Annotated in this window: 9 protein-coding genes; all 9 read right to left on the bottom strand. The window is 71.8% G+C overall.

Annotated elements, in window-relative coordinates:
• The 9 genes from GR130_RS22545 to asnB are packed head-to-tail and all read right to left on the bottom strand — an operon-like array spanning window position 1 to window position 12,953.
• Window positions 1-648, bottom strand: coding sequence for a PIG-L deacetylase family protein (locus tag GR130_RS22545; protein ID WP_159506370.1), 648 nt, complete (start codon window positions 646-648; stop codon window positions 1-3).
• Window positions 645-1,472 (bottom strand): glucose-1-phosphate cytidylyltransferase, encoded by an 828-nt coding sequence (locus tag GR130_RS22540; protein WP_159506369.1) that lies wholly within the window; start codon window positions 1,470-1,472, stop codon window positions 645-647. The genes GR130_RS22545 and GR130_RS22540 overlap by 4 nt, the downstream gene beginning before the upstream one ends.
• Window positions 1,473-1,485: 13 nt before the next feature.
• Window positions 1,486-2,730, bottom strand: coding sequence for a class I SAM-dependent methyltransferase (locus GR130_RS22535; RefSeq protein ID WP_159506368.1), 1,245 nt, complete (start codon window positions 2,728-2,730; stop codon window positions 1,486-1,488).
• Window positions 2,727-3,968, bottom strand: a complete 1,242-nt coding sequence (locus tag GR130_RS22530; RefSeq protein WP_159506367.1) for a glycosyltransferase — start codon at window positions 3,966-3,968, stop codon at window positions 2,727-2,729. Before GR130_RS22530 ends, GR130_RS22535 begins: the two co-directional genes overlap by 4 nt.
• Before the next feature lie 2 nt (window positions 3,969-3,970).
• A complete protein-coding gene (locus tag GR130_RS22525; protein WP_236573379.1) occupies window positions 3,971-5,221 on the bottom strand; it encodes an O-antigen ligase domain-containing protein in 1,251 nt (416 codons plus the stop codon).
• Between the two features lie 55 nt (window positions 5,222-5,276).
• Complete coding sequence (locus GR130_RS22520; RefSeq protein WP_159506365.1) at window positions 5,277-6,815, bottom strand: right-handed parallel beta-helix repeat-containing protein; 1,539 nt, start codon at window positions 6,813-6,815, stop codon at window positions 5,277-5,279.
• Between the two features lie 8 nt (window positions 6,816-6,823).
• On the bottom strand, window positions 6,824-8,800 hold the full coding sequence (locus GR130_RS22515; RefSeq protein ID WP_159506364.1) for an alginate lyase family protein: 1,977 nt from the start codon (window positions 8,798-8,800) through the stop codon (window positions 6,824-6,826).
• Complete coding sequence (locus GR130_RS22510; RefSeq protein ID WP_159506363.1) at window positions 8,797-10,989, bottom strand: bi-domain-containing oxidoreductase; 2,193 nt, start codon at window positions 10,987-10,989, stop codon at window positions 8,797-8,799. Before GR130_RS22510 ends, GR130_RS22515 begins: the two co-directional genes overlap by 4 nt.
• Before the next feature lie 50 nt (window positions 10,990-11,039).
• Entirely contained in the window at window positions 11,040-12,953 is a 1,914-nt protein-coding gene (gene asnB / locus GR130_RS22505) for an asparagine synthase (glutamine-hydrolyzing) (RefSeq protein WP_159506362.1), read from the bottom strand.
• Window positions 12,954-12,956 lie beyond the last annotated feature (3 nt).

The following is a 12,956-nucleotide window of genomic DNA, read 5'->3' as shown; positions in this document are numbered from 1 at the left end:
TCAACCCCCCAGGTTGAGAGTGAGTTTGGTGACGGCGAAGGCCTCGGCGTAGCGCGCGTGGCATTCGATGCCGCGGATCCGCGCAAGACCGAGGAAGGCCTCCCGGTCGTACCAGAGCCGGTGCCGCTGCGAGGGGTAGTGCTCCTGCAACAGCCGCACCTTCTGTTCGGCGATCTCGGGCGACAGCGGCTGGTACGCCGCCGGACGGCCGAGATCGCCGTCCCACTTGACGATCTCGTAGCCGAGCACGAGGTGGTCGCGGAACGCGGTGGTCAGCAGCTTCGCCAGACCGCGGTGGTCCTGGTGCGCGTCATCGGTGCGCGGCGCCAGGACCAGATCCGGCTCGGTCTGCAGGCGCAGCTCCTCGACCGCGGCCTTGGCCTCGTCCCAGTACGCCGGCAGCCGGCCGTCCGGCAACTTGAGCACGGTCAGCCGCAGTTCGGCGCCCGGGCAGAAGGCGGCGAGCGCGGCCTGCTCCTCCTGCTCCCGCTCGCTGCCGCCGCCGGAGAGCACCAGCGCGTCGACGCGGACACCCGGCCGCGCCAGGCACATCGTCAGCAGCGTGCCGCCGGCGCCGATGGCGATGTCGTCGCAGTGCGCGCCCACCGCGACGATCCGGTCCAGGCGCCCGGCCCCGAGCCGGATCACGCCCTCGCTCCGGCGCAGTCCCTGCTCCCGGTCGCGCGCGCCCCCGCGCCGTCCCGTTCCCACACGGCCCACGGGCGGTCGCCCCGGGTATAGGCGGCGTCGAGCGCGGCCCGCTCCTTCACGGTGTCGGTCGGCTTCCAGAAGCCGCGGTGCTGGTGCGCCACCAACCGGCCGCGCTTGGCGAGTTGGGCGCATCCGTCGGCGACCAGATCCCCGCTCTCCGGGATGTGGTCGAAGACCTCCTGGCGGAGCACGAAGTAGCCGCCGTTCTCCCACAGCGGCAGTTCACTCACCGCGGTGATGCCCCCCACCAGGCCGTCCTCGCCCAGGTCCACGCAGTGGAACGAGGACTGCGGCGGCACCACCATCATCGACGCACCGGCGTCGCGCCGGGCGAACCGGTCGATCATCTCCGGCAGCGGGGCGTCGGTGAGCACGTCGGCGTAGTTGGCGAGGAACATCTCGTCGCCGTCCAGATGGTGCCGCACCCGGCGCAGCCGCTCCCCGATCGGCGACTCGATGCCGGTCTGCGCGAACGTGATCGTCCAGGAGGCGATGTCGGTGGACAGCAGCTCGGTCCGCCCGTTGCGCAGCACGAAGTCGTTGGACGTCGTCTCCTCGTAGTTGAGGAAGAAGTTCTTGATGTGGTGCGCCCCGTACCCGAGGCAGAGGATGAACTCCGTGTGCCCGAAGTGCGCGTAGTAGCGCATGACGTGCCAGATCAGCGGCCGCGGGCCGACCATCGCCATCGGCTTGGGCATGTCGTCGGAGGCTCCGCCGCGCATGCGCAGCCCGTAGCCGCCGCAGAACAGTACGACCTTCATGCTGCAACCTCTTTCACGACGTGACCTCGACAATGCTCAGTTCCGGGATGGGAAAGACCAGCCGGCCGCCCCAGTCGTGCACGAAGGACAGCTGCTCGACCAGTTCGTCCCGCAGGTTCCACGGGAGGACGAGGACGTAGTCCGGTCTGTCGGCGCTGATCTGCTCGGGCGGCAGGATCGGGATGCGGGTGCCAGGGGTGAACCTGCCGTGCTTGTAGGGGTTGCGGTCGACGGTGTACGGGAGCAGGTCGGGCCGGATGCCGCAGTGGTTGAGCAGGGTGTTGCCCTTGCCCGGGGCGCCGTAGCCGACCACCGTCTCGCCGCGCTCGGCCGCCTCGATGAGGAATCGCAGGAGGTCCCGGCGCACCTTGGCCACCCGGGCGGAGAACTCGGTGTACCCGGACAGCTCCTGCAGTCCGGCGGCCTTCTCCCGGGCCAGAACGTCGGCCACCCTGCGGGTCGGCTCGCCGGCCACCTCGGACGGCCTGGCCCACAGCCGGATGGAGCCGCCGTGCGTGGGCAGCAACTCGACGTCCACGAGCGCGAGTCCGCCGCTGGCCAGCGCCCGGGTCGCGGACGCGACCGTGTAGTACTGGAAGTGCTCGTGATAGATCGTGTCGTACTGGTTCTCCTCGATCAGGGTCAGCAGGTGCTGCACCTCGATGGAGACCCAGCCGTCGTCGGCGACCAGGGCGCGCAGCCCCCGGGTGAACCCGACCACGTCGGGGATGTGCGCGTACACGTTGTTGGCCACGACCAGGTCCGCCGGGCCGTGCTCGGCGCGGACGGCCGATCCGGTGGCCGGGTCCAGGAACTCGGTGAGCGTGGGCACACCCGCGTCCCGCGCCGCTGCGCCGACGTTCACCGACGGCTCGATGCCGAGGCAGCGGATCCCTCGGTCCACCATGTGCCTCAGCAGGTACCCGTCGTTGCTCGCGACCTCGACCACGAAGGCGTCCTTCTCCACGGAGTCGAGACCCAGCCGCGCTGCGGCGTCCGTGACGAACGTGCGCGCGTGCTCCACCCAGGAGGTCGAGTAGGAGGAGAAGTACGCGTACTGCGTGAACGTCTCCTCCGGCGTGATCAACGGAGGGATCTGCGCCAGCCAGCAGTCGGTGCAGACCCGCAGGTGCAGCGGGAACGCCGGCTCCGGCTGGTCGAGTTGGTCCGCGGCGAGAAAGCTCTCACATGGTGGCGTCGTCCCGAGATCGACGACGCTCGCCATCGCTTCCGAGCCGCAGAGTCGGCATCGTGTCATCTACTGTCCCCATCCCCCCTGCTCGCGCGGGTGTCCCCGCCGCGAGTGAGTGCTGACCGATCCGCGATCGCGGTGCGGTACTCATCCACCAGGCGCTCCAGCCCGACGGCCGGGCTGAACCCCTGCTCGTAACGGCGCCGGGCCGCCTGGCCCATCTCCCGGTTGCGGGCCGGCTCGGCCGCGATCCGGCGAATGCAGGACGCGAGCGAGGCGGGCTCGCCGGGCCGGTGCAGCAGCCCGGTCACCCCGTCCTCGACGAGTTCGACGAAGGCGCCGTGCCCGGCGGCGACGGCCGGGACCCCCGCCGCCATGGCCTCCACGACCACCAGGCCGAACGCCTCCAGCCACGTCGAAGGAGCCACCACGGCGACCGACCGCGCGACGGCCTGCCGGCACTCCGCCGGGTCGTACAGGCCGACATACCGCACGTCGTCCCGGCCCGCCGCCCAGGCGGTCACCTCTCCCTCCAGCGGCCCCGCGCCGGCGACCACGAGCGGCACGCCCACACCGCCGTCAGCGGCGATCTCGTCCCACGCGGCCATGAGCAGCCGCACGCCCTTGGCCTCCGCGAGTCGGCCGAGATAGAGCAGATGCTCGCCGGCGTCCGCTCGACAGGCGCCCGGGTCGGGCACGAAGTTGTGCTTCACCGCCAGCCGGTCGGCCGGCATGCCGGCCCGCACCAGGACGTCGCGCTGCGCCGCGGAGATGCAGAAGAACCGCTCCACGCCGGACCACCACCGCCGCCGGTTGACCGACAGGCTGACCGCGAGCGGCACCGTCGCGAGGCGGGAGCCCCGGTAGCAGCCGTGCCGGACGGCGGGCAGCGGCGCCGACCCGACGCACTCGGTGCACGGCCGGCCGTCCCGTTGCAGCGTGCCGGGCGGGCAGACCTGGGTGTAGTTGTGCAGCGTGGCGACGGCGGGCACGCCGGCGTCGGCGCAGGCGGCGAGCACCGCGGGCGACAGGAGCGGGAAGACGTTGTGGACGTGCACCACGTCCGGCCGCTCGGTGCGCAGCCGGGCGGCAAGTTCCGCGCGGACCGCAGGGTTCCACGGCACCAGCAGCGGCACCGCGGCCTTGCCCGGCAGGGACCGGGCGGCGATGTCGTCGCTGCGCCGCTCGAACACCTCGACCCGGTGGCCGGCGGCGCGCAGCAGCGCCACCTCCTGGTCGACGACCTTGTTCTCCCCGCTCGGCTGTGCCGAGGAGTAGTGGTTGTGCACCACGAGGACGTGCATGCTCAGGTCACCTCCGATCTCTGGGCCCAGCGCGGGATGCGTCGTAGAGGAACTTCGGGCGTCGGGGCGGGCGTGGCCGCGGCAGGTGCCGCCAGCAGCGAGGCGGCGACCGCCAGATGCAGCAGATACGGCGAGGCGTCGCCCAGCCCGGCCTCGGTGTACGACGCGATCGCGCAGTAGCTGATCAGGAAGATCGCGCAGGCCCTCGGCAGCGATGTCGGCCGCAGCAACGCGACGCCGCCCAGCACGATGATGATCGCCGCCACGAGGGCGACGCCGATCAGTCCCTGCTCGTTGTAGACGGCCAGCCAGCTGTTGTCGATCGGCAGCCCGCCGAACGACTTGTCGCCCAGGCCCACGCCGAACATCTGCTCCGAGGTCGTTCGGGGCGCTGCCAACAGGGCGTCCCAGACCTTGGCCCGACCGGTGAGGCTGGAGAAGTTCTCCTGGCTCTGCCCGCGCAGGAACCACGCCTCCAGCACGGAGCCGAGCGCCACCGCGGCCACCGCGGCGCACAGCACCGCCCAGGTGAAGAACCGGCGGGCGGCGCCGCTGGTCAGGATCAGCGAGCCGATCGCCAACGCCAGCCCGATGAACAGGCCGAGTGTGGCCGTCCGGGTATGGGTCAACGCGAGCAGGACGAGCGACGGCACGATGACGAACGCCGCGCCGGCCCGGTCGGTCCGGCGGCCCAGTACGAGCAGCACGGTGAGCCCGGTGATCACCGCGGCGTACTGTCCGATCTGCGGAGGGGTGAGCGGCCACAGCGCGCCCACAAGGCGCCCGCCGTAGAGGTCGGGCAGGGCCGCACCCGGTGAGACGACCAGGCCGGCGGCCACCGACCCGAGCACCGCGAAGTACATCCGGATGTGGTGCCGCACGAACGTCAGGCCGCCGTCCCACCAGCGGCTGAGCAACCACACCGTGCCGACGAAGAGAGCCAGCCGGACACAGCGGAACAGCGCGCCGACCCCGGATTCCAGGTGCGCACTGGAGATCACGCTCGACACCAGCAGCAGGGTGAGCAGGAACAAGAAGGCGCTGGGTCGGATGCGCAGCCGGACATTGAGAGCGAGCGCCAGCGCGAACGCGGAGACCAGCGCGCCCATGGTGACCAACTGGATCAGGGAGCGGGGCAGCGGAATGATGGTCTTCGCCCCGGCGGAGCCGAGCGTGTTGAGGACCAGCAACCCCCAGACGACCCCGACGGTTCTCGGTGTGCCGGCAGGGCGCGGTTCGGCGCCGGGCCGCATGCCCGCCGTATCCGGTCCGCCCGGCAGCCCACCGCGCCTCAGGTCCCCGCCCACCTCAACCACCGGTCCGTGGGTCGAAGGTGCTGCCCGCGTCCTGCTGGTACGGCGTGCCCTGCCACTGCCCGGAGTCGAGTATCCGGCTCGGGTCGTGGGCGACGAATTTCCACGGTCCGAGGTAGACGTTGTGGTGCCAGCGGTTGTGCTGCTCGGTGGTGATCGCCGTAGCCACCCGTTCGCCCTGGTACGGCGACCAGTCCGGATAGGTGCCGTAGTTGGCCAGCATCGCCATGCGGTCGCACTTCGCCGTGCAGTCGACGACGGACTTGTCCAGCACGAAGCGGTTGTCGTGGATGTCCACCCGCTGGGTTTTCCACCGGCAGTCGGCGTAGAGCGGTGCGGTGGCGATCACCGGCCGCGCGCAGCGGTCGGGGCGCCGCACCAGCAACGTGCAGTCACCGGACGAGGTGTTGGCCGGGCTGTTGCAGAACCGGTCGGCGTTTTCCCACAGGGTGATCCCGTTCCAGTTGTTCTCCAGTACGTTCCGGTAGATCTCGATCTTGTCGGTGCGGGCTCGGATCCGTGGTTCGCCACCGGACTCGGACAGGTAGACGGTCGCGAACGGGAAGTCGTCGCCGCGGTCGGCCGCCCTGCGGCCTTCGACCCGGTTGTTCCGCCGGATCGTGTTGTTCCGGATGACCGCGTTGTAGCTGGTCTCGTAGATCAGCGCGGCACCGTCGTTGGCGTCGAGCACGTTGTTCTCGATGCGGAAGTCGTTGTTGTTGGTGTCCGCCCACAACCCTGTTCCGCGGTTGTCGTGCACCCAGTTGCCGCGTACGTCGGCGCCGTTGACGGCCCAGAACTTCGCGCCTCCGGTGCAGCCGCAGCCCGGCCGCCGCCGTTCCCAGTCGCCGGTGTTGTTGCCCACGATCTCGTTGTCCTCGACCACGAGGTCGCTGATGCGGCCGCCGGTCTTGTACGCGTTCATTCCGTACTGTCCGTTGTCGCGCAGGCAGTTGGCGCGGACCCGCTGGTGGGCGCCGGCCATCAGCCCGGACCCGGAGTTGTTCTGGATCGTCGCGTGCTCGATCACCCACCCGTCGGCCGAGTCATGGTTGACCACGCCCTCGTTCTGCGGCGCGACGAAACCCTGCACGGTCAGGTAGCGGATGGTGACGTTGCGGGCGGTACCGCCGAACGCGTACTGGTTGATCTTCCGGCCGTCGAGTACCGCGCCTGGCGCACCGAGATAGCGGTCTCCCTCCTTGGGGATGACCTGGGCGTAGCGGTCCGGGTCGAGCCTGTGCTTGCCCGGCCGAAGCCAGAACGTGGTGTTCGGGGGGTCGCTCTTGGTCTTCGCTGCCAGGTCACCGACCGCCGCGGGGTCGACCGTCACCGCGCCCGCCGGCGCCTTCGTCGGCCCGGCCGCGGGCTTGGCGCACACCCGAGCCACGGACGTGGGCAGCGCCCCGGACGTGGCCGGCGCGGCGGTCGGCTTTGCCCGGGCGCCTTGCGTGCTCTCACAGCCGGTCGCCGCCAGCAGGGCCAGCGCCAGCGGTGCCGCCGCCCACGCCCAGTACCGCCTCTTGATTCCCACGCGCCCCCCTAGCCGCGGAACCTGAGCACGGTGGTGAACCCCTCCGCGCCGTCGGCGAAGCCGGTGCCGACCAGCGTGGTGGTGGGTTCCTTGCGCCCGAAGCCGGCGGAGTACCAGCCCAGCGGTGGGTCGCTCTCGCCGCGATGCGCCCGCCAGCTCAGCTGCCCGGGCAGGTCGAGTACCGCGGAGCGGTCCTCGCCGTCCCGGGTCCAGGTGAGCACCGCCCGGTTCCCCACCAGGTCCGCGGCGATCGCCGGGCCGAGGTGGAACGCCAGGTGCGCGGCCCGGCGCGGGCCGCGCACCTCGTCAACCACCCGCAACTCCTGGCTCGCGGCGGTCAGTTCCACCCGGCGGCGGTGCACGGAGCGCTGGTAGCCGTCGTGCTCGGCGCACCAGCGGGCCGTCCCTCCGGTGGAGGCGCCGGATGTGTCCGCGGCCAGGACGCGGCTGCGGGCATGCCGGGTCCACAGGAACGGGCCGCCGGAGACGGACTGGTCACCGCCGTCCAGCTGCAGGGTGTTGTGGCCGAGGGTCGACCGGAAGTACTGCCGCCACTCGGGCTGCCCGTGGTAGCAGAACGTCCCCGGGTCGGCGAGCACGTCGACCCCGTCGTGCCGGACCTCCACGGACAGCGCGTCCGCGTGGGCATGCGCGGCGATGGACAGGAAGCCGTGCGGACCACCGTCGCAGCGACACCAGATCTCCGCCGGACCGCGCAGGATGGTCATGCCCGCGTCGGCGAAGTGGGCCGGTCGGCTTGCCGGGCGGGTCACGGCCGGTGTGGTTCCGGTTTTCGCGTACGGCCGGACGAGCGCGGCCAGCAGCGGGGTGCGCACATCGGTGCCGGTCACCGTCGGCCACCAGGCCAGCCGGCCGAACACGGCGTCCCCGGTAGCCAGCAGCGAGGCCCAGCGGTCGGTGCCCGCGCCGTCCACGACCAGACCGTGACCGTCGTCCGCGTCCCCCTGGCGCGGCGGCCGCAACCGGCTGTCCACGATGGCCGCGAGCGCGTCGGTCATCCGCAGCAGCACCAGCCGGAGGGACGCGGGGACCGGCACGCCGGCGGCATCCGCCTCGGCCACCGCGGCCAGGCCGAGCTCCAGCACAAGTCCGTGATACTCGGTGGCCAGCTCGCGGTTGAGGCCGGAGGCGAAGGTGTTGCTGCGCAGGTGCCGCTCCAGCGACCGCAGCGCGCCGGCCCGCCAGCGCGCCGAGGAGGGGAACCACCCGAACGCGCAGGCCGCGGCGAACTGCCCGGCGGCCTCGGCGATGACGTGGTTGTTGGCCGAAGACCCCCGGCTGGGGAAGGCGGCCAGCCAGCGCTGGTGGTGCCAGATCTGGTTCAGCGCCGCCGGGTTGCCCTCGAACAGCCCGGCCGCGCCCGGCCAGCCGTCGAGCAGCCGGCGGATCCACACCCAGGACAGCAGCCGGATCCCCAGCTCGATGCCGCTGGTCCAGTGCACCCCGCGCAGTGGCGCGTTGGCCGCCCACCACAACCGCAGGTGCTCGGCCACGCGCTCGGCGTACCGCTCGTTCCCGGTGATCGCGTAGGCGGCGGCGAGCACGGTGAGGTACTGGTGCCGGGACAGCTCCCAGATCTGCTTGATGTCCCCGACCGCGTCCTCGTTCCGGTACGGCACGTCGAAGGCGTAGCCCCACGGAGCCCGGCGCCCGGTCTTCGGGTCGTACCACCAGTCCGGGTCGGCCAGGTCGTCGCGGACCACCCCGAAGTACTCGGCGTGCCCGGCCATCAGCCGGTCCGCCTCGGCGATGAGACGTTTCGCGGCGTCCGGAGGTATTGCGGCGATCGTCCCGGCGGGCAGTACCGCGGTGAACCGGGCGCCGGTCACGCTCGGGCAGTCGGGCCGCGCCGACCGCCACCGCCGCCTGCGCAGCGCGTCGCCCACCCGGCCGCCGACCTCCCGCGGTCCCATCCGGGACAGCCGCCGCAGGTACCAGCCCGCACTCCCTGAATTCACAGTCATCGCGCCCTCGCCAACGTCACCGGGGCGCCGCCGGCCAGGCCGGCCTGCACGGCGAGGGTGGCCGCCGTGGTGGCGGCCAGCGACTCCAGCGGCACCGGCATCGGCCCGCCGGTCCGCACGGCCCTGACGAACGCGGCCAGTTCGGCGGACTGGCCCTTGTCCCGGGCCTTGGGCAGCCGCGAACTGACCCACCGCTTGCGGGCGTACACCGAGGCACGGACGAAGTCGTCGAGCCGCAGCACCTTGCCGTCCGCGACCAGGTCCAGCGTCTCCTTGGGGAAGCCGGGCGCGCCGGTGGTGACGTAGCTGATGGTGGCGGTCGACCCGTCCGGGTAGCGCAGCACGGCCTGGATGTCACTGCCGTCCTCATTGCCGGACGTGGCGACCGCGTACACCGAGACCGGGTCGGCCGCCAGCAGCCAGCTGGCCGTGTCGATGAAGTGCCCGCCCTCGCCGGCGAACCGCGAGCCCTCGGTGCCCTGCCGGAGGTACCAGCTGCCGTGCTGCAGCCGGCCCGCGTTGACCAGGTAGCGCAGGCTCGCCGGACCGGAACGGGCGCCGAACCGCTTCCTGGCCTCATGCAGCAGCGGCGCGAACCGGCGGTTGAAGCCCACCTGCAGCCGGTCGTTGCCGGACTCCTCCACCGCCGCGAGCACGCCCGCGAGTTCGTCCTCGGTGAGGGCCAGGGGCTTCTCCACGAACACCGCCTTGCCGGCCAGCAGCGCCCTTCGGGTCAGTTCGGCGTGCGAGCTGTGCCGGGTGACCACGAACACCGCGTCGATGGACGGGTCGCCGAGCACGGTGTCGAGATCGGTGGTCGCCTCGGCGAAGCCGAACTTCCGCTGCGCGTTGGCCGCCGACAGCGCGGTCGTGGTGACGACGGTCGACAACGCGACGCCGTCGCGCTGTGCCAGGTGTGGCAGCAGCATCGACGTCGCGTAGTTCCCGGCGCCGACGAACGCCAGCCGCACCGGCGTCTTGGCGGACCGCGCCGGGGCGGGCGCCGTGCCGCCGCGTCGGCGCACCGCGGGCACGGCCACCACCGGGGCCTCCGCTTCCCCCGCGTGTTCGGGGTACCGGAACAGCACAGCCACGGCCTTCAGTTCGCCGTCCTTCAGGCGCTGGTACGTCTCGACGGCGTCATCGAAGTCGGCGACGTGGGAGACCAGGGGCTCCACGTCGACACGGCCGCGGGCGAGGAGGTCGAGGAAGCACGCCAGGTTGCGGCGCTCGGTCCAGCGCACGTAGCCGATCGGGTAGTCCCGCCCCTCCAGCTCGTACTCCGGGTCGTAGCGCCCGGGGCCGTACGAGCGGGAGAACCGGACGTCGAGCTCCTTCTCGTAGTACGCGTTCCACGGCAGGTCCAGGCGGCACTTGCCGATGTCGACGACCCGACCGCGGTCCCGGCAGAGCCGGGCGGCCAGCTCGACGGGTTGGTTGCTGCCGCCGCCGGCGGCCAGGTACACCTGGTCCACGCCGTGACCGCCGGTGAGTTCGGCGACGGCGGTTTCCACGGCCGCGGAGGCGGGATCGCCGCAGGCCGCCGCGCCCAGGCGCTCGGCGAGCCCGCAGCGCACCGGGTCGGGGTCGGCCCCGACGACGCGGACCCCCGAGGCGGCCAGCAGCTGCACCACCAGCTGCCCGATCAGCCCGAGGCCGATGACCAGCGCCACGTCGCCGAGCTGTGGCTCGCCGCGGCGGACGCCCTGCAACGCGATCGACCCTACGGTGCCGAAGGCCGCGTGCCGCGGAGCGAGGCCGTCCGGCACCCGGGCGTAGAGGTTCTTCGGCACCCAGTTCAGTTCGGCGTGCAACGCGTGCTCGTTGCCGGCGCAGGCCACCAGGTCGCCGACCTTCACCTCGTCGATCCCGGTGCCGACCCGCTCGACCACCCCGCACAGCGAGTAGCCCAGCGGTGTGTAGGAGTCCAGCTTGCCCATCACCTTGCGGTAGGTGGCGGGCACCCCGTTGGTGGCCACGCTCTGCATGACCTTGGCCACCTGGTCCGGCCGGGAGCGGGCCTTGCCCAGCATCGACATGCCGGCCTCGGACACCTTCATGAGCTCGGTCCCGGTGGATATCAGCGAGTAGGCGCTGCGGACCAGCACACCGCCCGGCTTGCACCCCGGCACCGGCACGTCGAGCACCGCCAGCTCGCCGCTCTTGTAGTTCTGCACAACCTGTTTCACCCGAAGTCCCCTTGTTTCTGAGCCGTGTTCTACGCCGTCAAGCGAGCGCTCTAACCGGACCCGGAGGTCGCGCCGCGATACCAGTACTCGAGGGTCAGCACATGCCACAGATGCTTGGAGAAGTCCCGCTGCCCGGCGGCGTCCTCGGCGACGAGCCGCGCCAGCGCGTCGCGGCGCAGGAACCCGGAACGGACCAGCGCGCCGTCGTGCACCACCTCGCGCACCAGCGGTGCCAGATCCCGGCTCATCCAGGCGCGCAGCGGGGCGCTGAACAGGCCCTTGGGCCGGTACACGATCTCCCGGGGCAGGATCGAAGTGGCCGCCTCCTTGAGGACCGCCTTGCCCTGCCGTCCGACGATCTTGCGATCACCGGGCACGGCGAACGCCGCCCTGACCACCTCGACGTCCACGTACGGCACCCGCACCTCGGTGGACGCGGCCATGCTCGACCGGTCCGTGTACGTGAGGTTCAGGCCCGGCAGGAACATCCGGGCATCGCCCAGGCACATGCGGTTGACGAAGTCGTCGAGGTCGTTGTCCTGGTAGATGTCCGCGTGCTCGGTGAGCACGTCCTCGACCGTCCCGGCCAGGTCCGGATCGATCAGGGCGAGCAACTCGTCCCGGTCGTACATGGTGTAGCTGCGCCGGAACGCGGTCTCCTCCGGCAGATCGGCGAAGGAGAGGAACCGCTTCGCGAAGCGCACCGACCGGTACCCCCGGCGGGCCGTGGCGACCGGCAGCCGGTCCACGGCCCGGGACAGGCCGCGCCGCAGCGGCCGCGGGACGCGCTGGTAGCGCAGCGCGATCAGGTTGGCCAGGTGCTTGCGGTACCCGGCGAACAGCTCGTCGGCGCCCATCCCCGAGAGCATCACCTTGATCCCGGCCTCCCGAGCGGCCGAGCAGATCAGGAACGTGTTGATCGCGGCGGGGTCGCCGATCGGCTCGTCCAGGTGGTACGTCATCCGCGGCAGCAGGTCGAGCACGTTCGGAGCGATCTCGATCTCGTGCAGGTCGACGCCGAACCGCTCGGCCACCCGCCGGGCATGGCGCAGGTCGTCCGGCATCGCCTCGAACCTGGCGTCCTCGGCGCGGAACCCGATCGTGTAAGCGGAGATCCCGGGTCGGTCGCGGGCCGCCAGCGCGGTCAGATAGCTGGAGTCCAGCCCGCCGGAGAGGAAGGTCGCCACCGGTACGTCGGAGAGCAGGTGGCGCCGGGTCGACTCCTCGACGATGGCGGCGACATCCGGCTGCTCGCCGCCCCGGGCCCGCTCCCGGGCCTCGGCGGCGACGTCCCGGAGGTGCCAGAACCGGCCGCGCTCCACTCGGCCGTCGGGCCGGCACCGCAGCCAGCTCCCCGGCGGCAGCTTCTCCGCTTCGCGGAACGCGCACCGTGAGTCCGGCACCCAGTAGTAGAGCAGCGAGGCCACCAGCGCCGCATGGTCCACCTCCAGCGACCCGCCGGTCACGGCGGCGAGTGCCTTGAGCTCGGAGGCGAACACCAGACCCTCGCCGCGCCGGAGCAGGAACAGCGGCTTGATACCCAACTGGTCGCGGACGAGCACCAGTTCACCGGTTCGCTCGTCGAAGATCCCGAACGCGAACATACCGCGCAGCCGGGGCAGGCAGTCCGTGCCCCAGCGCCGCCAGGCCTCCAGCAGCACCTCGGTGTCGGAGGTACCGCGGAAGCGCACCCCGGCGGCTGCCAGCTCGGCACGCAGCTCGGGCGCGTTGTACAGCTCGCCGTTGTACGTCAGGACGAGGCCGCCCGAGACCATCGGCTGCGCGCCCGTCCCGGACAGGTCGATGATGGCCAGCCGACGGTGCCCGAGGTGCACTTCGCCGTCACCGGCGGGGTGGCTGTACCGGCCCGCGCCGTCCGGACCGCGGTGGGCGAGGGTGTCGGTGAGCCGGTCGGTCACGGCCTTCCCGTCCGGCCATCGGTAAGTGCCTGCGATGCCACACATGTC

Origin of the sequence: Streptomyces sp. GS7 (assembly GCF_009834125.1) — a bacterium.
In the GTDB taxonomy this organism is placed as follows: domain Bacteria; phylum Actinomycetota; class Actinomycetes; order Streptomycetales; family Streptomycetaceae; genus Streptomyces.
This window is presented reverse-complemented; position numbering and strand designations above follow the sequence as displayed.